The following is a 19975-nucleotide window of genomic DNA, read 5'->3' on the forward strand; positions in this document are numbered from 1 at the left end:
ATCAACCTAAAGCCTGAACAATTTTTAATTGGGCATCGATAGTTAAGTAGGGATGCATAGGCAAACTCATTACTCTTTCCGCAATCGCATCACCGACTGGAAGCATGACACCTGCATCAGCAACCGCAGGTTGCTTATTAAGTGGAATTGGATAATGTACAGCTGTTGGAATACCTTGAGCTTTTAATTTCTCTTGTACTTCTGCACGGTTATCAACCTGAATCGTATATTGTGCCCACGCACTGGTATTATGCGCTTCAAGATACGGCGTTGTATGAATACCAGCCTGATTAAATAACTGATTATAAATTTCAGCTACTTTTTGACGCGCTTGCATTTCATCATCCAAAATTTCTAATTTTGGTAACAAAATAGCTGCTTGCAAGGTATCTAAACGGCTGTTCACACCCACACGAATATGATGGTAACGCTTATCCTGACCATGTCGTGCAATCTGACGAATCACTTTAGCTAGCTCATCATCATTGGTAAAAATAGCACCACCATCTCCATAGCACCCTAATGGCTTACTTGGGAAAAAACTCGTACAAGCAACGGTACTTAGATTACAGCTTTTACGGCCTTTATAGGTTGCACCAAAACTTTGCGCAGCGTCCTCAATTACAGGAATGCCATATTTCGCAGCAATCGCATTGATTGCATCAAAGTCTGCACACTGCCCATATAAGCTTACAGGTATAATAGCCTTGGTTCGAGGTGTAATTGCAGCTTCTAATTTTTCAACATCTAAATTATAAGTCTTCGGGTTTACATCAACATACACAGGTTTTGCACCTAGGAGTGCAACTGTTTCAGCAGTAGCAATATAAGTGAAACCGGGAGTAATCACTTCATCACCAGGCCCAATGCCAAAAGCCATTTGTGCAATTTGCAATGCATCTGTGCCATTTGCACAAGTAATACAGTGCTTAGCACCTACATATGAAGCTAGCTTTTCTTCTAGCTCAATTACTTCTGGACCTAAAATGTATTGACCATGCGTCAATACATTTTGAATACCAGCATCAATTTTATCTTTAATTCGATTTTGTTGTGCTTTTAAATCAATAAAGTCAATCATATTAACCTTGCTTTGTTAGTGTCGTTCCATCGAGTTGATAAACTGCTCCTGTATGTGAACAGGTTACTTGAGCTTGCCCCTGTAAAGGTAAATCAAGCTGTTCACCGAATTCACTCATCCAACCGATCTGTTTAGCCGGCACGCCCACCATCAATGCATACGCTGGTACATCTTTATTTACTACGGCACCAGCCCCAACGAAAGCATAAGCACCAATGGTAATGCCACAAACAATAGTGCAGTTTGCGCCTAGCGTAGCACCCTTTTTCACCAAGGTATCTCGGTATTGGTCTTTACGTTCTATGAGAGAACGTGGGTTATATACATTTGTAAACACCATACTTGGGCCACAAAACACACCCTCTTCCAAGAATACATTATCGTAAACAGATACATTATTTTGGACTTTACAGTGGTCACCAATCACAACACGGTTACCCACAAATACATTTTGGCCTAAAGACACGCCTTTACCAATTTTGGCTCCACCGCAGACATGAACAAAATGCCAAACACGGGAGCCCTCACCAATTTGTGCACCATCATCGACTATGGCAGTTTCATGTTGATAAAAGCTCATGCTTTTTTCACCTTTGCCAATAGTGGATGTGGATTTTCTGGGTTTTCAACAATGGGAGAAACGCGGATTACTTCAACCGTCTCAATCGCTGCACGATTTTCTTCAACCCCATAACCTTTACCTTCCAATACACGTTGATAACTCTGGGTATGTAAATCGGTAAAGCCACCTGAAAACTCAAGCTCTTCATTTTCAATGGTAATACTACGATAAGTCAGCTTTTCACCTTGTACAGCATTTTCTGGTAGGTTATTGGCATCAATTGACAAGAACCAACGTACACGCGCACGCTCATATTCTAAATAACCCGACGCAGTTTTTTCATCACGGAAATGCACTTCATTTTTAACAATTTTGCCAAAAATAAAATGCAACATGTCGTAAAAATGCACACCAATATTAGTTGCTACGCCACCTGATTTATTGTCTACCCCTTTCCATGATTTTAGATACCATTTACCACGAGATGTAAGATAAGTAAGGTCTACGTCAAATACTTTATCTGCTGGTGCAGCTTGAACTTTATCACGCAAGGCAATAATTGAAGGATGAAGACGTAATTGTAAAATTGAATTTACTTTAGCACCATATTGCTTTTCATATTCAGAAAGCATATTTAAGTCTTCTGAGTTCAGCACTAATGGTTTTTCGCAAATGACCTCAATGCCATTTTTCAAAGCATATTTCATATGCGGTGCATGAAGATAGTTTGGTGAGCAAATCGCCACGTAATCTAACTTTTCACCTTTTAGTTTTTGATCTTCTACATAAGCTTCAAATTCTTCAAACTCGGTAAAAAACTCGGCTTCTGGAAAATGGCTATCCATAATCCCAACCGAATCATTTACATCCATAGCAACCGCTAAAGTATTACCAGTTTCTTTAATAGCTTTTAAATGACGTGGTGCGATATAACCAGCAGCACCAATAAGTGCAAATTTTTTCATGATCAAAACTTCAATTCAATAATAAGATAAAATTAGAGACGGAATACAGTAAAGCCTGCATCGGACATTTCTGTACGATCAAAAAGACTCTTAACATCAGCCAACACTGGCTTTTCACCTTTCGTATAATCACGCAATTCACTTGCTGAAAGTGAGCGGAATTGATTGTGACCTACCGCAACAATGACACTATCTACAGGATTTTGAGCATCAACTTTTCCAAGCTCAATACCATATTCATGTCTCACTTCATCTGCATCTGCCCATGGATCTGCAACTATAACCTGCGCGCCCCAGAACTCTAACTCTTTAATGAGATCAGCTACTTTACTATTACGAATATCAGGACAATTTTCTTTAAAAGTTACTCCGAGTACACCAACTTTTGCGCGGGGCACATCAATACCATTTTGAAGCATTAGCTTAATAGTATTACGAGCCACATAACGCGCCATATTATCATTAATACGACGACCAGCAAGAATGACTTGTGGATGATAACCAACCTCTTCTGCCTTATGAGTCAAGTAGTAAGGGTCTACACCAATACAGTGTCCGCCAACCAAACCTGGACGGAACGGTAAGAAGTTCCACTTACTCCCTGCCGCCTCTAAAACATCTAAAGTATCAATACCAATACGATCAAAAATTACAGAAAGCTCATTCACTAAAGCAATATTTAAATCACGTTGTGTGTTCTCAATTACTTTGGCAGCTTCTGCAACTTTAATACTAGATGCTTTGTGAGTGCCTGCAGTAATAATGCTTGCGTACACCGCATCTACAGTATCTGCCACTTCAGGTGTACTACCACTCGTAATCTTTTTAATTTTAGTCAATGTATTAACTTTATCGCCTGGATTAATACGTTCAGGACTATAACCAGCAAAGAAATCTTGATTAAATTTCAATCCAGAGATTTTTTCTAAAATAGGAATACAAACTTCTTCTGTAGCACCTGGATATACCGTCGATTCATATACAACGATATCGCCTTTCTTTAAAGCTTGCCCAACAGTTTCACTTGCTTTTCTTAAAGGAGTTAAATCTGGTCGGTTAACATGATCAACAGGTGTTGGAACAGTTACAATAAAAAAATTACTTTGTTTTAAGTCATCTAAATTTGCACTAAAACTTAATTGTTTTGCTTTTTGAAGCTCTTCTGGAGAAACTTCCAAAGTATGATCTTGGCCATTGTTCAATTCATTGATTCGGTTTTGATTAATATCAAAACCAATTACTGGCCCTTTTTTTCCAAACTCAACTGCCAATGGCAAGCCTACATATCCTAAACCTATAATCGCTATTCTTAAATCGGCAAGTTGCATAAAAGTTAGCCTTTTTCCTTACAAGATTGTATATATTAAATATATGTTGCATGTTAACTGGATATCTTCGAGCGTAACTATATCAGTTTTTTTTTATTCTCCGTAACGCAATTGTATAAATGTGTTTACAATGCAAGTGTATAGGGTTAAACAATTTAGTTTAAAATAATAACTTTTAACATTTCTATTAATTTCCTATAACCAACCTAGCCTGTGTAGATAAACTAAACATACAAAGCACTACGATTTTACGGTGTTTTTTCATTTCTTTTCAGCTAGAATCTGTCCATCCTGCGTTTAGTTTAAATAGACACTTGTTACTATGCAGTGGACAATATCAATTAAAGATAAATACACAAAGGGTCGCGTGTGAAGTATTGCCAGTTTTTCTCTGTTCTTACCTTAAGTTTAAGTGCTGCCAGCTGTGCGGTTACTTCCGGCTTACAAACATATGACATTCCAAGTGAGGGAGTTTATAAAACTGACCTCGGAACTACTGTGAATGTCGTAAAAATCTCTCAAGAAACAATACCAGCAATTCAACCTGCTCAAATTGACTACCAACGCGACTATGCAAGCTTATTTAAAAACCAGCAATCTATTTACCGTCTAAGTTCAGGAGATATTCTCTCTATTCAACTTTGGGCATACCCTGAAATTACCCCTCCTGTGAATGGTATTAGTAGCGAACAATCTATTCAGGCGAATGGTTACCCTATTGATCAAAGCGGATATATTCAATTCCCCCTAGTCGGCCGTTACAAAGCCGCTGGTAAATCACTCGCTCAAGTCAACCGTGAACTTCGTAGTCAACTTGCTCGTTTTTTGAAGAACCCTGATGTAGTTGTCCGCGTACTGTCTTATGAAGGTCAACGCTTCTCTGTGCAAGGGAGTGTCACTAAGGGTGGTCAGTTTTATCTAAGTGATCAACCAGTAAGTATCTATTCAGCTCTTGGCATGGCAGGTGGGGTAACTGATAGAGGTGATAACACTTATATTCAACTAATACGAAATGGTCAAACTTATAATTTAAATACGATTGATTTAGAAAAAGCTGGGTATTCACTACATAAACTATTGGTTCAACCCAATGACACAATTTATGTCAGTACACGCGAAAACCAGAAAATTTATGTCATGGGGGAAGCTGGGAAAAGCCAAGCCTTACCAATGCGTGATCAGGGGATGACATTAAGTGATGCCTTAGGCGAGAGTTTAGGTATTAACCCAGCTTCTGCCAGTGCAAGTAAGATTTATGTAGTACGTACAAATCCGAATGATCGTACTACTGAGATATATCATTTAAACCTAATGAGTATTGGTGACTTTGGTTTAGCCAATCAGTTTAGACTACGTAGTAATGATATTGTCTATGTTGATGCGACTGGCTTAACCCGTTGGCAACGTGTTATTAACCAAATTATTCCATTCTCAAATGCGTTATATAACATAGACCGTTTGGGACAATAATATTATGCAAATTAAGAACATTCTGGTTGTTTGCATTGGAAATATTTGCCGTAGCCCTATGGCTGAATACTTCTTGAAACAGCAATATCCTCAGTTAAATATTGAGTCTGCTGGGATTTCAGGGCTTGTGGGACATCAGGCAGACAATAAAGCACAACTTTGTATGCAGCGCTTAGGGATTGACATGCAACCGCATGTAGCACGTAAGCTTAGTGCTGAACATATTAGAAAAGCTGACCTTATTTTGGTCATGAGTCACAACCAGCAAAAGCATATTGAACAAACTTGGCCCTTTGCAAAAGGTAAAATCTACCGCTTAGGGCATTGGCAGAACAGAAACGTGCCAGATCCGTATCAGCACGATCAAGCTGTTTTTGATGAAACCTGCCAACTTATTCAACAGTGCATTGCTGATTGGAAACCTTATATTTAACGCCAAGATTTTAAACTTATGAACCAAAATACAAACACCGAAGATACAATTGATTTAAAAGAATTGTTTTTTTCACTGATTGCTCAGTGGAAGCTAATCGCACTCTGCATTATTTTGAGCCTTGTATGTGCACTGCTCTATTTACGTGTAACACCAGACACCTATTCGGTTGATGCTTTGGTTCAAGTTGAAGACAGTAAAGGGGCTTCTGCCGCACTTTTAGGCGATTTGTCGCAAATGATTGAGCAAAAATCGCCTGCTCAAGCTGAAATTGAAATTTTAAAGTCTCGTCTGGTCTTGGGTTCAGTCATTAAAGACTTACATCTGAATATACAAGTTTCCAGTACTGAAAATACGCTTACTCATCGCTTATTAAGCGATACTGACTATAAAACTGAATACAATAAAAATTCAGTTTTATTTAAAGACGACTCAAAAAGTTTTGAAATTCGTGAGTTTGAAGTTCCAGCTTTTTATCTGGATAAAAATTTACTGCTTAATTTTGATAAACAATCGGTACGTTTAACCGACCCAGACACAGAAGAAGTACTATTAACTATTCCTCTGAATCAAGCTAACCATGTTGCGGGTCCCCATGGGCTTTGGAAAATTGCTATCTTTACGAAAGATCAATTTGATGCCACTTATAATATTAAAAATTCATCTATACCTGCCGCTGTAAATGCACTTAGCTTAAATTATTCAGTTGCAGAACGCGGTAAGCTGACTGGTGTTTTAGGCTTAAATTATCAGGGACAAGACAAAGAACATATCACTAAAGTTTTAAACGCGATTTTAGCAACTTATAGCGCACAAAATATTGAACGCCGCTCAGCTGAATCTGCCCAAACCTTAAAGTTTTTGGATGAACAGCTTCCTGACCTTAAAAAACAACTGGACGATGCAGAACGTCAATTTAATAAATTCCGTCAACAATACAATACAGTTGATGTGACTAAAGAGTCCGAGCTATATTTAACTCAAAGTATCACTTTAGAAACTAAAAAAGCTGAGCTTGAACAAAAGCAAGCTGAAATGGTCGCAAAGTATACTGCCGAACACCCTGCAATGCGTGAAATTAATGGACAGCTCGCAGCCATTAATAAACAAATTGGTGAGTTAAATAGCACATTAAAACAATTGCCGGATGTTCAACGTCAATATTTACAGCTTTATCGTGAAGTAGAAGTCAAAACTCAGCTCTACACAGCACTTCTCAACTCTTATCAACAACTTCGCATTGCCAAAGCTGGCGAAATTGGTAATGTCCGTATTGTTGATACTGCAATTGAACCTGTCGAGCCAATTAAACCAAGAAAACTAATTGTTTTAATTTTAGCTATTTTTGCTGGTGGTTTTGTTGGAACTCTTGTTGCCTTATTACGTAAGATGTTACGCACAGGTATTAAAGACTCTGGTCAAATTGAAAATGAACTAGATCTACCAGTTTATGCAACAGTTCCACGCTCTCCAATTCAAGAAAGTCGTATTAAAATTTTAAAGAAGAAGAAGAGTATTCCTATTCTTGCTGTTAAAAACAGTGATGATATTGCTATCGAAAGCTTACGTAGCATTCGTACAGCCATTCATTTTGCTTTAACAAATGCTAAGAATAATATCATCATGATTGCTGGCCCTTCTCCTGAAGTAGGCAAATCATTTATTTCGACGAATCTTGCAACGATTTTTGCGCAAGGTAATAAACGCGTTTTGCTCATTGATGCTGACATGCGCCGCGGTTATATGCATAAGTACTTCGATGTAGATGTAAAACCTGGTCTTTCTGAACTACTAAGTGGACAGGCAGACTTTCAACAGGTTCTCCACAAAACTCAAGTTGCTAACTTAGACGTGATTACTCGTGGTAAGAGCCCAACGAACCCTTCGGAAATCTTAAGCTCTAGTCAGTTTAAAGATTTGCTAGAAAAAGTTCAAAGTGAATATGACCACATCATTATTGATACTCCACCTGTCCTTGCAGTAACCGATGGTATTATCATTTCGCAATATACAGGTGTGAACTTAATTGTTGCGCGTTATGCTAAATCGCAAATGAAAGAGCTTGAATTAACGCTTAATCGCTTTGAACAAGCAGGTGTTAAAGTCAACGGCTTTATTCTTAACGACATTCAACGTGCGAGTGCGGGTTATGGTTATGGCTATAACTATGCTTACGCATATAAAGCGCAAAAAGAAGATTAACCGAAAAGTAATAAGAGAACCGGATCAAATGATCCGGTTTTTTATTTAAGATTTTTTTAAGTCTATCCCTACTAAAACTAACTAAAATATATAAAAAACCACTCGTTTTTTTTCTTAAACATTCTATGCTTAAGCATGCTAAGATCAAAAGCAGCCTTTTTAGACTCAAATGATTATTTTTGGAACCTTTTATGAGTAAAGCCTTACCCATTGCTGTCGCTGTAGTTTTAGGCGGTGCTGCACTTGTACCAGTATATTATGCAAGCCAACATCCGACCACAGAAGTCGGAAGCAAGGCAAATAAAAATGCCTCTCCAATTGAAAAAATTAGTTATGTTCTTGGGTATGAAGTTGCTCAGCAAACTCCACCTGAGCTAGACACAAAATCATTTGTGAAAGGGATTCATGATGCTCGTAATAAGCAACCAAGTGCTTATACTCAAGAAGAGTTAAAAGCTGCTGTTACTGCTTATGAAAAAGAGTTGCAGCAAAAAATGCAACAACAAGATAAACCAGAGCAAGCTGCTGGAGCAGCGTCTGAATCTGCAGACGTTCAATTCCTTGCAGAAAATAAAACTAAAGCTGGTGTAAAAACTACAGCTTCTGGCTTGCAATATATCATCACTAAAGAAGGCACAGGTAAACAACCAACTGCGCAATCTATGGTGAAAGTACATTACGAAGGCCGTTTAATTAATGGACAGGTTTTCGATAGTTCTTATAAGCGCGGTGAACCAGTTGAGTTCCCACTCAATCAAGTTATTCCGGGCTGGACTGAAGGACTTCAACTGATGAAAGAAGGTGGTAAAGCAACGTTCTTTATCCCATCAAATCTTGCTTATGGCCCTCAGGAACTTCCTGGTATTCCAGCAAACAGTACGCTGATTTTTGATGTAGAACTCATTTCAGTGAAATAAAAACATTCAGGAGAGTAAAACAGTACTCTCCTTTTTTTTGGAAAACAGCATGAAAAAAATTGGTTTAATTATTGCAACATCAACAATGAGTTTATCTGTTTTTGCTGCTACACCTATCACAAATAAAAGCCCAGCAAAAGAACAATTTAGCTATAGTTATGGCTATTTAATGGGTCGTAATAATACTGAAGCATTAACAGATTTAAATCTTGATACTTTTTACCAAGGCTTACAAGAAGGTGCTCAGAATAAAACAGCTCGCTTAACCGATGAAGAAATGGCGAAAGCAATTAATGATTATAAAAAAACATTAGAAGCTAAACAGCTAGTCGAATTTCAAAAACAAGGTCAACAAAACGCTCAGGCTGGCACTGCATTTCTTGCAGATAATGCAAAAAAATCAGGTGTAATTACCACTAAGTCAGGTCTTCAATACCAAGTATTGAAAGAAGGGACAGGTAAAAAACCGAAAGCTGCATCACGTGTGAAAGTGAATTATGAAGGCCGTTTACTCGACGGAACTGTATTTGACAGCTCAATCGCACGTAATCATCCAGTTGAATTTCAGCTTAGCCAAGTGATTGCAGGCTGGACTGAAGGTCTACAAACCATGAAAGAAGGTGGTAAAACTCGTTTCTTTATCCCTGCAAATCTCGCTTACGGTGAAGTCGGTGCAGGTGACACGATTGGTCCGAATAGCACTTTAATTTTCGATATTGAATTGCTACAAGTTTTACCAAAATAAATGTATCAGATATAAAAAAAGCGATCTAAATTGATCGCTTTTTTTATTTTAATGTTTTAAATCTCTTGGTCGAAAACCTGTAAGGATCAAACCGATCAGGTAGGCAATGATTCCAACTACGCATAGCCCTACGACTTCGGCAACACGAAGCCACTGTGAAAGCTCGCCGTTATACCAATTTAATCCGAACCAAAGCGCTGCAATCATTGCAAGGTTTGCTAAACCATATTGAAGCACTAGTTTTTTCCAATGTGAACCAAATCGGAAAATATTACGCTTGTGCAAATAGAAGTAGAGTAAACCGGCATTCACTAAAGCTGAACCTGAAGACGCTAGTGCAAGTGCCATATGTTCTGCATGCCAATCAATAAGCTTAAAGAACCCAATAAATACAACGTTTAAAATTGCATTAGCAGCAACAGACATTAAACCTACGCGCACTGGTGTTTTAGTGTCTTGCTGTGCATAGAAACCAGGTGCAAATACTTTAATAAGCATAAAAGAAATTACACCAGCGCTCATGCATTGCAATGCTAGAGCTGTCATTTGTGTATCACGTAAATCAAACTCGCCACGCTGGAATAATGCTTGAATAATCGGTGTTGAAAGCATAAATAAAGCAATACTTGCTGGTAATCCTACCAATACAATGACTTTTGCAGCCCAGTCGATCATACCGCGGAACTTTGCTTGGTCTTGCTCTGCATGACGGGCAGAAAGTGAAGGTAAAATTACTGTACCAATCGCGACACCGATTAAACCTAACGGTAACTCAGTCATACGTTCTGCACTATATAGCCAAGATACCGAGCCATCTTGCATAAATGATGCCCAAATCGTATTTAACAGTAAGTTAATCTGAGTCACAGATACACCAAATAATGCTGGAAGCATGAGTTTTAGAATACGCTCCACACCCTCATGTTTAAAATCAACTTTAGGTGGAATCAATAAATTTTTACGCCACAATTCGGGAATTTGTATCGCTAACTGTAACACTCCGGCCACAACAACTGACCAGCCTAATGCTTTGATTGGCTCAGCCATATACGGCGTAAGCCACCATGCCCCTGCAATCATTGCTACATTGAGTAAAACAGGTGAAAAAGCTGGTGAAGCGAACGAGCCATAACTATTTAAGATGCTGCTGGCAAAAGCTGTAAGCGACATAAACATTAAATAGGGGATGGTCAAACGGAACATGCTGACGGCTAAATCGAACTTTTCTGGATCACTGTGGAAGCCCGGTGCATACATATAGATGATTGCAGGCGCTAAAACCATAGCCACAAAAGTGAGTAAGGTCATGACTGTTAATAAACAGCCAAATACGCGACTAATTAAAATCTGTACTTCAGCATGTGCTCGACCCGTTTTATATTCAGTTAATACGGGAATAAATGCCTGCGAAAAAGCCCCTTCGGCAAACAACCGTCGAAAGAAGTTAGGAATACGAAAAGCAACGACGAAAGTATCAAAATCTTTACCTGCACCAAACACGTTGAGCAATACGACGTCACGTACTAACCCTAACACTCGTGACAACATCGTCATTGCACTGACAATAAAAGTCGATCGCCACAATGCCATCGCACTCACCTACAGCTATATTCGAAAGTCGCTATTGTAATGAAACTAAAAAATCTTTTCGTTGTGAAATGATGAATGAACTCAATTTTTTTTCTGAGCCAGTAATTGTCTAAAGTGCTGCCATTTAAAATGAGGGCCCGGATCGGTTTTTCGGCCAGGGGCAACATCTGAATGACCTGCAATATGATTTTTAATTTCTGGATAAGCTTGGCGAATAGCGGTAACAACATCTGTTAATACTTGATATTGTACTTCTTCAAAAGGTAAGTCATCACTTCCCTCAAGTTCTATCCCAATTGAATAATCATTGCATTCTATTTTGGATAAATAGCTCGAACGTCCGGCATGCCATGCCCGATCATTAAAATTAACAAACTGTAGGACTTCACCTGTTCGTAAAATTAACAGATGCGTAGAAACTTGCATGCCTTCAATGGTCTGAAAATAAGGATGAGCTGACCAATCTAGCTGATTTTGAAAAAACTGCTCAATATATCCGCCTCCGAATTGAGAGGGTGGCAAACTAATATTATGAACCACAATCATTTGAATTTCGGTACCAGTCGGACGCTGGTTAAAATTTGGAGAAGGGATTTGTCTCGCCCCTTTTAATTGCCCATCTATAACTTCATACGGTGTGATTTGCTTCATTGAGATGCCAATAAATTGCTTGCCAATTGTTTTAGTTTAAAACAGTTATCTACTTTTCAAAGTAGTAAATGCGATTGTTTATCGCGATTAATCTCATAAAACAGCTTATTTTTCAGGTCGACGGTGCTAATATATCGCAAGTTTTAGGGTCATCGACAAAATGGAAACCGTATGAGCATACCTCAGTCTTTGCTTGAACAATCAATTCAAATCAATATTCAACAAGCATTACAAGAAGATATTGGGGACGGCGATATTACCGCTATGCTCACACCTGAAGAGGAGCAAGCCACTGCAACCATTATTAGCCGTGAAGATATGGTTTTAGCTGGTCAACCTTGGGTAAATGCACTCATCTCAGCTTATGACAATACTGTTCAGGTGACTTGGTTAAAACAAGAAGGTGAGCGTGTTGCGGCAAACGAAGCGTTTTTAAAACTTGCAGGTTCTGCACGTAGTTTACTTACTGTAGAGCGCCCTGCTTTAAACTTTATTCAAACTTTATCTGCTGTTGCGACAAAAACTGCTGAATACGTTAAGCATCTTGAAGGCTTAAATACAAAACTTCTCGATACACGTAAAACCTTACCGGGCTTACGTATTGCACAAAAATATGCCGTAGCTGTCGGCGGCGGACAAAATCACCGTCTTGGTTTATTTGATGCGTTCTTAATTAAAGAAAACCATATTATGGCAGCGGGCGGTATTGCCCAAGCGATTGCAAAAGCACACCAAATTGCACCGGGTAAACCTGTTGAAGTCGAAGTTGAAACTTGGGATGAGCTAAATCAAGCGCTTGAAGCTGGTGCAGACATTGTTATGCTCGATAACTTCAGTCAACAGCAAATGATTGATGCTGTAAAACATGTGGCAGGTCGCTGTAAACTCGAAGCTTCGGGCAATATCACTATTGAAAACTTACGCGAAGTTGCTACCACTGGTGTTGATTACATTTCTATGGGTGTCTTAACTAAAGACGTTAGAGCTGTTGATTTATCAATGCGTTTTAATGCTTAAGTAAAATCCACATCGTTATTCATATTTTTTTGCGACTTGGTCATGTCTGCCGCTTGTGTTTTTTGCCACGCTGACTGAGTCGCTTGTGCCCCACTATCACGTGGATCGGCAGCCATTAAAACAAATGTAACTACTGCTAATAATACAATAAAACCTTGTAGCATAAATTTTCCCCATCACTTTAAAAAATCAGGGTTTCAAGATAAAAGATAAATATGACCACGCTTAGGAGATTCTGTTACAAAAGGTAAGCCTTTATTTTTATTATTCATCTATACGACAGCATCTTCCCACATAGTATTTTATATAAACACCCTATTCCCTTTATTTACTATCGTGACAGGTGACATGGATGTCGCCGTTTCTCTGTGTTACATGGAAGTAACATCAGAGAAACAGAGGTTTTTGTCACTTTTGACCTTTCAAAAGTGAGGAAGCCTATACAACATCTATTTGAATTTCATGTGATATGAGGCTGTGCTTTTTTATCAAAGTCATCTAAATCGACTTTAAATAACAATTCCAATTCAGGCTATATAACTTAAGACTCTAAATAACCCATATATGGATCAGAAATTGAATCTTCTTGAGTTTCTATACGACCTGCAAAACGACGACTAAACGTCATATCATCAGATAAAGTCACAGTAAAGTCATACCAGCCACCAAATTCAGACATATCCCAAACCAGTTCTTTTTCAGAACGATTTGTTTCTATAGTCCATGTCTTGTTTGGAAGATAAGCATTTGCTTTGACGTTAAGTTTGACTGACTTATTACCATCATGACGCACTTTTAAATACAAATTCGCATCACACTCTTCCACACATACTCTAATTTCTGGTAGTGCTTGCGTCTGGTTGGCTTGACTTAAATTACCTTTAAACGCACGGTGGAAGCCATTTGGTCCAAGTACCCATAAATCGTACTGGCCATTTGTAGCATTCCATACATCATCAAGCTGTTTACCTGCCTCAACCATATAACGACGAGGAGCTACCGTAAGATCTAATCGGTTATACACATGAAAAACGGCTGCTTGTTTGCCCGTGTTTGAGAACATCAGCTTTACAGTTTTTTGAGTAGCATCGACTTTGGCACTGGTATGCAAAATATAAGGTAAAGCACGTGATGGTCTAATCCCCATTTCCTGCTGCGGAAATTGTTGCTGGCTTGGAACAGGAACTTGTGGCAATAAAGCCTGAGCAACACGAATCGCATCAGCTTCGGCTTTAGTTTTCTTCCCGTCTAGTTCAGCAACAGGCAGAAGGTTCGGTGTTTTAAAATTAAATGCTGTTGTTAAATCACCACATACGGCACGGCGGTATGGACTAATATTAGGCTCTTGCACACCAAAGCGTTTTTCCAAGAATTGTAAAATAGAAGTGTGGTCGAAGACCTGTGAGTTCACCCAGCCACCACGGCTCCACGGTGAAATTACATACATTGGAACACGTACACCCGGCCCATACACTCGACCGTCTGGCTTAGGTTGAGATTCTGAAGTCGCTACTGCTGGATGGTTAAAGTATTCATAAGATACTTGCTGATCACTTAAAGTCGTTTTTCCATATACAACACCATTTGCATCTTTAGACGGTGCACTTGGTGAAGGAACATGGTCAAAGAAACCGTCATTTTCATCGAAGTTTACCAATAAAACGGTTTGACTCCACAGCTCAGGGTTTTCAGTTAATGCATTTAATACTTCCTGAATATACCAAGCGCCCTGTACAGGACTAGATGGCTCTGGATGTTCACTGTAAGTTGCTGGAGCAACCAACCAACTCACCTGCGGTAATTTACCTTGTGCGATATCAGCTTTAAAAGTTCCTAAAAAACCACCGTCCGGCATGGTATTGGCAATACCTTTGTAAAGTGGTTGAGTCGTATCGATCTTTTCATCATACGCTGGGCAAATGAGTGAATCATGGCTAACTGGTTGCCCTGACTGTTCATTTGCACGGCGATACTGTTTGAAACCAGCTAATGGGTTATCGGTAAAGTTATCCGGCATGTTTTGATAAACTTTCCATGTTACGCCGGCCTGCTGTAAGCGCTCAGGATAAGTCGTCCATTCATAACCTTCAGTTGATGGTCCAATCCCATCAAATTCATTTACCACACTGGCGACACCTGCGCCCGTAGGACCATTCGTTCCCGTCCAGATAAACTTACGATTTGGGTTGGTGCCCGCATGCATAGCGCAGTGGTAGGCATCACAAATAGTAAATGCATCGGCTAAGGCAAACTGATATTCAACTTCTTGTTTTTTATAGTAACCCATCGATTGTGGTTTTTTAGATGCCACCCAATCACTCATTCGCCCATTGTCCCAAGCTGCTTGGCCATCAGCCCATGAGTGGGGTGTACCTGAAACGCGTTGTGCGTTTCCTAAACGGCTATCTAAATGGTAAGGCAATACTTTCTTTTTATTCGTATCATATTGTTCCCAAACCTTTCGGCCTTCCGTCATTGGAATAGTAAAGCGGTCACCAAAACCACGTACACCTTTTAATGTTCCGAAATAGTTATCGAAAGAACGGTTTTCCTGAGTCAAAATCACGATGTGTTTAACATCTTGAATAGTTCCACTTTCAACTTTGGCATCAATAGCTAAAGCTTTTTGAATACTCAGCGGGAAACTCGCTAAAGCAGCTGTCCCAAACATAGTTTTTGTAGAATTTAAAAGAAATTCGCGACGATTCATTAGTTCTATCCTAAGTTCTTATTATGGTGCACAGTGCATTTTGCAATTACTAGTCGGCGGTGTTGTAGGCGATGAATTATCTGAGTCGTTATCATCATTACAAGCACTGAACATGAGTGCTAAAGATGTAATTAATAAAAGTGAAAGTTTTCGCATTAGTTTTTCCAAACGTTTTAAATGCGAACTACTAATAAAGCGTAAAAGTGACAGGCAAGTGATGTTTTTATGTCGATTTGATGAAGGCATAAAAAAACGCATCCGAAGATGCGTTTTTTAGAAAGCGTAATATTACCAGCCTAAAGCTTCTTGTTGCTTTTTAATGAGCTCGGCAATTCCTTTTTCAGCCATTTCTAACATGGCATTACTTTGTGCGCGAGTAAACGGTTTGTCTTCTGCTGTACCTTGAATTTCAATAAACTCACCAGCTTGTGTCATTACTACGTTTAAGTCAGTTTGACAGTTCGAGTCTTCTTCATAACAAAGATCAAGCAGTACTTCGTCTTGATACATACCTACAGAAATTGCAGCAACTAATCCTTTAAGCGGATCGTGCTTAATTTTCTTTTGCGATAACAAAACATTCATTGCATCAACTAATGCTACAGCCGCACCAGTGATCGAAGCAGTACGTGTACCACCATCAGCCTGAATTACATCGCAATCGATCGTAATCGTGTTTTCACCAAGCTTTTTCAAATCAACCATAGCACGTAAGCTACGACCAATGAGGCGCTGGATTTCCTGAGTACGACCAGTTTGCTTACCACGAGCCGCTTCACGATCACAACGTGAATGTGTTGAGCGCGGTAACATGCCATATTCTGCCGTTACCCAGCCTTGACCTTGGCCTTTTAAAAAGCGTGGCACTGAGTTATCAATGCTTGCAGTACAAAGGACTTTGGTGTGACCAAATTCGACCAGCACAGAACCTTCAGCATAACGGGTGTAGTTTCGTGTAATTTTCACTTCACGTAATTGGTCTAATGCACGTTGGTCAATACGCATAATCCTTCCTAACTTCTCTTAAATACAAACTTGGGCATAGTATAGCAAAGGATTTTGACAGGTTGAGTTTATTCCCTACTTTCAAATGTAAGTCTGCAATTTTCATGACTTGAAAAATAAAAATAGCCCCTAAAAAGGAGCTATTTTGAAATAACTTAGATTACGCAAATTTGAATTTTGCTTTTAACTTTTCCAATGTCTGCATCACTTTTCCAGTGGTATGGTTTGGCAGTGAACATTTCGCCAAACGTACCCATACACTCCAGAACTGGCGCATAAAGTTCGCTTCGTTGTAGTTAATGCCATATTCTGCACAAAGTGCCTTAATTTTCGGTGCTACTTCTTTATAGCGATTAGCTGGCATATCTGGAAATAAATGGTGTTCAATTTGATGACTTAAGTTACCACTCATAAAGTGCATCCATTCTGTACCACTAAAATTACTTGAACCACGAATTTGACGTAAATACCACTCTGCCTTGGTTTCAGTGTCGGTATTATCAGGCTCAAACGTTTCTGCATCTTCTGTAAAGTGGCCGTTAAAAATCACGGCAGATGACCATAAGTTACGAATAATATTCGCAACTACATTTCCTGCAAAAACCGGTAAAAACATAGGACCAGAGATCACAGGGAAAAACACATAGTCTTTTAAAACTTGACGAGTGGCTTTTTTACGTACTTTAGATGAATCTTTCCAAACCTGTTTCCAGCTCTTGGTTTTATAAACTAATGCATCTTCAAGATGTAAGTTTTGTACGCCTACATACCACTCAAAGAAAAACATTAACTGTAAACCAAGTGGAATATTAAACAGGTGGCGAGGTTCCCACTTCTGTTGATCACTTACTCGCAAAATACCATAACCAACATCATGGTCTTTACCAACAATATTGGTATAAGTGTGGTGCACATAGTTATGTGTTTCACGCCAATCATCACCCGATGCAATGGTATCCCAATCGTAAGTATTACCGTTCAGACTTGGTTCATTTAACCAATCAAACTGACCGTGCATCACGTTATGACCAAGTTCCATGTTTTCTACAATTTTAGAAATACCTAATAAGCCTGTGCCTAGTAGCCAAACAGGCGGAATCCAACCACCAAACATCAACATGCCACGTGAGGCGATTTCGGTGTAGCGAACAAAATTACGTACTTTGTAGATATATTTTGCATCTTGCTCACCAAGACCTTGCATAACATCTTGACGAATCTGCTCAACACGGCGACCAAACTCTTCAGTCTGTTCAGGTGTTAAATGAGCAGATTTAGAAATGGTAGAAAATTCTAATGCCATATTCATAGGGTTAATCCTCTTTAATTCTTTTTATAGATCAATCGTGACTGGGCTTAATGCCTGACTCACGCATAGTTTAATTGGACGGTTTGGCTGATCTTCAATTTCACCAGTTAACAGGTTTTGAGTGACGCCGCTGACTTTGGTGCAGCTACATTTATTGCAAACACCCATACGGCAACCATGTTGCGGACGTAAACCTGCTTGCTCTGCACTGCTCAGTAAATTTGTTTCAGCTAAAAACTCATGCTGGGCACGGCGGAAAATAATACGCTGTGCTGCATGTGTACCAGTCACTTGAAGTGGCTGGAAATACTCTTGATGAAGCTGCGACTGAGCACCTTTTTGTGCATAGATTTCATTCGCTTGCTGCATCATGCCATGATGACCACAAACATAAGTTGCTGTCTGCTTGAAATCTGGAACCAACTTTTGCAATAGATCTTCAGTTAAATGCTGCTTTTGCTCGGCTGTATTAAAAAAATGATAGTGAAGCTCGGGATGCTTTTCTGCCAAAGCTTTTAATTCAGCATGAAAAATTTCTGCACGATTAAAATAAATGACATGAATTTCTTCAAGCTGCTGTTTCAACGCTTGCTGTAAAAGTGAGTAAATTGCAGTTATACCGCTTCCTGACGCAATCAAAATCGCAGGATGCTGGCCTTGGTGCAAAATAAAATCACCTTGTGGCTGGGAAATCTCAATGCTCTCTCCAACATGTAATCGTTGAGCTGCACTCGACACTAAGCCTTGTACTTTAATACCTAAAGCGATTTCACCTTGAGGAGTTACTTCAATAATTGAGTAACTACGTTGTTGGTAAACGCCATCGATGAGCAAAGTCAGCAAAATACTTTGACCTGCACGGACCTGATCGAAATTAAAATTACGATTCGGTTTAAGTTTAATGAGCACCATATCGGTATGCAGTGGCTGAACTGCAGTAACTTCTGCAAGTACCCTTTTCCACGCCCAAGTCACGTTAATTTTCTGTAAGACAAAATCAACGAAATCTTCTCGAACCCAATGTGGCTGATAACTAAGTGTTGCGTTCATACGTTCCTCTTTTGTATCTGGCTATTTATTTGAGTGAACACATGTTCGTATAGTGAACATATGTACACTATATTTATAACTGTTCACTCAGTCAACACTTGTTCACTATTTTTTTTATGAAAGTTTGCTCTTTTTTGTTAGACTTTGGCTCACGGTTTAAATAGGTTCTTTTAATGTCGATACGGGATGAACGAAAACAGCAAAGTCGTCAGGCACTTCTAGATGCAGCCTTGCATCTGAGCACGTCTGGGCGTTCGTTCAGTAGTATCAGTTTGCGTGAAGTTGCACGTGAAGTAGGTTTAGTACCGACAGCCTTCTACCGCCATTTTCAGGACATGGATGAGCTCGGCAAAGAACTGGTTGATCAAGTTGCCCTACATTTAAAAAGTGTCTTACATCAGTTAGGACAAAGTTATTTACAACATAAATCTGCCAAGACCCAAACCAGTATTGAGCTATTTGTGCAAGCAGTAAATCATAGCCCTAAACAGTGGCAATTTATGATTTCGGAGCGTTGGGGAGGCTCAGAAACGGTTCGTGCAGCAATTGCGCGAGAAATCGAATTTTTGATTGAAGATCTAACAACTGATCTTACCAAACTCGAAAATTTTAAACATATTCAAAATCCTCAAGACTTAAATGTCTTATCTACCATTTTGACCAATATGTCATTTACATGGGCAATGACGTGGCTCAACCTATCGAAACAGTATCAAGGTGATCAGCTCAAGCTGCAACAAACTGCCTTTATTGAAAACGCTTCTACACAAGTTCGCCTCCTCTTTAGAGGGATTGCAAACTGGGAACGGTAGAAGCGGCAAATGACAAAAAACAGGTTATGTGGTAATACGTAAAGGGAGAAAGAAAAAGGCTAAAATTTCGAGAAAAGTCTTTTTCTTTTTACAGGAAGTAAACTATTAGTTAGGCCAAACTGGTGTGG

General features: G+C 39.2%; 18 protein-coding genes. 7 read left to right on the forward strand and 11 right to left on the reverse strand.

Annotation, left to right across the window (positions count from 1 at the left end):
• Position 1: 1 nt before the first annotated feature.
• From KTI78_RS13105 to tviB, 4 genes are read right to left on the reverse strand one after another with little or no spacing between them, the layout of a single operon-like run.
• Complete coding sequence (locus KTI78_RS13105; protein WP_262446345.1) at positions 2-1081, reverse strand: DegT/DnrJ/EryC1/StrS family aminotransferase; 1080 nt, start codon at positions 1079-1081, stop codon at positions 2-4.
• A gap of 1 nt (position 1082) precedes the next feature.
• Positions 1083-1661: an acyltransferase gene (gene wbpD, locus KTI78_RS13110; RefSeq protein ID WP_239969399.1), complete on the reverse strand. Its 579-nt coding sequence runs from the start codon at positions 1659-1661 to the stop codon at positions 1083-1085.
• Positions 1658-2608, reverse strand: coding sequence for a Gfo/Idh/MocA family protein (locus KTI78_RS13115; RefSeq protein WP_014208044.1), 951 nt, complete (start codon positions 2606-2608; stop codon positions 1658-1660). The genes wbpD and KTI78_RS13115 overlap by 4 nt, the downstream gene beginning before the upstream one ends.
• Positions 2609-2640: 32 nt before the next feature.
• On the reverse strand, positions 2641-3936 hold the full coding sequence (gene tviB / locus KTI78_RS13120) for a Vi polysaccharide biosynthesis UDP-N-acetylglucosamine C-6 dehydrogenase TviB (protein ID WP_262446347.1): 1296 nt from the start codon (positions 3934-3936) through the stop codon (positions 2641-2643).
• 369 nt (positions 3937-4305) lie between these two features.
• On the opposite strand from tviB, the gene KTI78_RS13125 reads away from it, so the two are divergent.
• The 5 genes from KTI78_RS13125 (at position 4306) to KTI78_RS13145 (ending at position 9703) form a co-directional block, all read left to right on the forward strand.
• A complete protein-coding gene (locus KTI78_RS13125) occupies positions 4306-5406 on the forward strand; it encodes a polysaccharide biosynthesis/export family protein (protein ID WP_262446348.1) in 1101 nt (366 codons plus the stop codon).
• 4 nt (positions 5407-5410) lie between these two features.
• Positions 5411-5839 carry a low molecular weight protein-tyrosine-phosphatase gene (locus tag KTI78_RS13130; RefSeq protein ID WP_239969405.1) on the forward strand — a complete coding sequence of 143 codons (429 nt, stop codon included), beginning with the start codon at positions 5411-5413 and terminating at the stop codon, positions 5837-5839.
• An 18-nt stretch (positions 5840-5857) separates the two neighbouring features.
• Entirely contained in the window at positions 5858-8041 is a 2184-nt protein-coding gene (locus KTI78_RS13135; RefSeq protein ID WP_262446349.1) for a polysaccharide biosynthesis tyrosine autokinase, read from the forward strand.
• A 191-nt stretch (positions 8042-8232) separates the two neighbouring features.
• Entirely contained in the window at positions 8233-8958 is a 726-nt protein-coding gene (locus KTI78_RS13140) for an FKBP-type peptidyl-prolyl cis-trans isomerase (RefSeq protein WP_064785717.1), read from the forward strand.
• 49 nt (positions 8959-9007) lie between these two features.
• Positions 9008-9703: an FKBP-type peptidyl-prolyl cis-trans isomerase gene (locus KTI78_RS13145; RefSeq protein ID WP_262446350.1), complete on the forward strand. Its 696-nt coding sequence runs from the start codon at positions 9008-9010 to the stop codon at positions 9701-9703.
• A 48-nt stretch (positions 9704-9751) separates the two neighbouring features.
• Here KTI78_RS13145 and murJ read toward each other — a convergent pair whose 3' ends face one another.
• Both murJ and ampD read right to left on the reverse strand, forming a co-directional pair.
• Entirely contained in the window at positions 9752-11302 is a 1551-nt protein-coding gene (gene murJ / locus KTI78_RS13150) for a murein biosynthesis integral membrane protein MurJ (RefSeq protein WP_224993754.1), read from the reverse strand.
• Positions 11303-11374: 72 nt separating this feature from the next.
• Positions 11375-11944, reverse strand: a complete 570-nt coding sequence (gene ampD, locus KTI78_RS13155; protein ID WP_262446351.1) for a 1,6-anhydro-N-acetylmuramyl-L-alanine amidase AmpD — start codon at positions 11942-11944, stop codon at positions 11375-11377.
• A 171-nt stretch (positions 11945-12115) separates the two neighbouring features.
• Between ampD and nadC the strand changes: the two genes are divergently transcribed.
• Complete coding sequence (gene nadC, locus KTI78_RS13160) at positions 12116-12961, forward strand: carboxylating nicotinate-nucleotide diphosphorylase (protein ID WP_224993757.1); 846 nt, start codon at positions 12116-12118, stop codon at positions 12959-12961.
• Here nadC and KTI78_RS13165 read toward each other — a convergent pair.
• From KTI78_RS13165 to KTI78_RS13185, 5 genes are all read right to left on the reverse strand, one after another.
• On the reverse strand, positions 12958-13125 hold the full coding sequence (locus tag KTI78_RS13165; protein WP_016142587.1) for a hypothetical protein: 168 nt from the start codon (positions 13123-13125) through the stop codon (positions 12958-12960). The genes nadC and KTI78_RS13165 overlap by 4 nt on opposite strands.
• Positions 13126-13502: 377 nt before the next feature.
• Entirely contained in the window at positions 13503-15671 is a 2169-nt protein-coding gene (locus KTI78_RS13170; RefSeq protein WP_262446352.1) for a phosphocholine-specific phospholipase C, read from the reverse strand.
• Positions 15672-15959: 288 nt separating this feature from the next.
• Positions 15960-16676: a ribonuclease PH gene (gene rph, locus KTI78_RS13175; protein ID WP_002120794.1), complete on the reverse strand. Its 717-nt coding sequence runs from the start codon at positions 16674-16676 to the stop codon at positions 15960-15962.
• Between the two features lie 160 nt (positions 16677-16836).
• Entirely contained in the window at positions 16837-17979 is a 1143-nt protein-coding gene (locus KTI78_RS13180) for a fatty acid desaturase family protein (RefSeq protein WP_262446363.1), read from the reverse strand.
• Positions 17980-18009: 30 nt separating this feature from the next.
• On the reverse strand, positions 18010-19035 hold the full coding sequence (locus KTI78_RS13185) for a ferredoxin reductase (RefSeq protein ID WP_200043955.1): 1026 nt from the start codon (positions 19033-19035) through the stop codon (positions 18010-18012).
• A gap of 173 nt (positions 19036-19208) precedes the next feature.
• Between KTI78_RS13185 and KTI78_RS13190 the strand changes: the two genes are divergently transcribed.
• Positions 19209-19847 (forward strand): TetR family transcriptional regulator, encoded by a 639-nt coding sequence (locus tag KTI78_RS13190; protein WP_262446353.1) that lies wholly within the window; start codon positions 19209-19211, stop codon positions 19845-19847.
• Positions 19848-19975: the final 128 nt, after the last annotated feature.

It is taken from the genome of Acinetobacter sp. WU_MDCI_Abxe161, from assembly GCF_025514355.1.
Taxonomy (GTDB): Bacteria; Pseudomonadota; Gammaproteobacteria; order Pseudomonadales; family Moraxellaceae; genus Acinetobacter; species Acinetobacter pittii_E.

Coding starts and splice junctions, on each gene's coding strand:
- KTI78_RS13105 (WP_262446345.1), bottom strand. CDS start 1,081: ATGATTGACTTTATTGATTTAAAAGCACAACAAAATCGAATTAAAGAT.
- wbpD (WP_239969399.1), bottom strand. CDS start 1,661: ATGAGCTTTTATCAACATGAAACTGCCATAGTCGATGATGGTGCACAA.
- KTI78_RS13115 (WP_014208044.1), bottom strand. CDS start 2,608: ATGAAAAAATTTGCACTTATTGGTGCTGCTGGTTATATCGCACCACGT.
- tviB (WP_262446347.1), bottom strand. CDS start 3,936: ATGCAACTTGCCGATTTAAGAATAGCGATTATAGGTTTAGGATATGTA.
- KTI78_RS13130 (WP_239969405.1), top strand. CDS start 5,411: ATGCAAATTAAGAACATTCTGGTTGTTTGCATTGGAAATATTTGCCGT.
- KTI78_RS13135 (WP_262446349.1), top strand. CDS start 5,858: ATGAACCAAAATACAAACACCGAAGATACAATTGATTTAAAAGAATTG.
- KTI78_RS13140 (WP_064785717.1), top strand. CDS start 8,233: ATGAGTAAAGCCTTACCCATTGCTGTCGCTGTAGTTTTAGGCGGTGCT.
- KTI78_RS13145 (WP_262446350.1), top strand. CDS start 9,008: ATGAAAAAAATTGGTTTAATTATTGCAACATCAACAATGAGTTTATCT.
- ampD (WP_262446351.1), bottom strand. CDS start 11,944: ATGAAGCAAATCACACCGTATGAAGTTATAGATGGGCAATTAAAAGGG.
- nadC (WP_224993757.1), top strand. CDS start 12,116: ATGAGCATACCTCAGTCTTTGCTTGAACAATCAATTCAAATCAATATT.
- KTI78_RS13165 (WP_016142587.1), bottom strand. CDS start 13,125: ATGCTACAAGGTTTTATTGTATTATTAGCAGTAGTTACATTTGTTTTA.
- KTI78_RS13170 (WP_262446352.1), bottom strand. CDS start 15,671: ATGAATCGTCGCGAATTTCTTTTAAATTCTACAAAAACTATGTTTGGG.
- rph (WP_002120794.1), bottom strand. CDS start 16,676: ATGCGTATTGACCAACGTGCATTAGACCAATTACGTGAAGTGAAAATT.
- KTI78_RS13180 (WP_262446363.1), bottom strand. CDS start 17,979: ATGGCATTAGAATTTTCTACCATTTCTAAATCTGCTCATTTAACACCT.
- KTI78_RS13185 (WP_200043955.1), bottom strand. CDS start 19,035: ATGAACGCAACACTTAGTTATCAGCCACATTGGGTTCGAGAAGATTTC.
- KTI78_RS13190 (WP_262446353.1), top strand. CDS start 19,209: ATGTCGATACGGGATGAACGAAAACAGCAAAGTCGTCAGGCACTTCTA.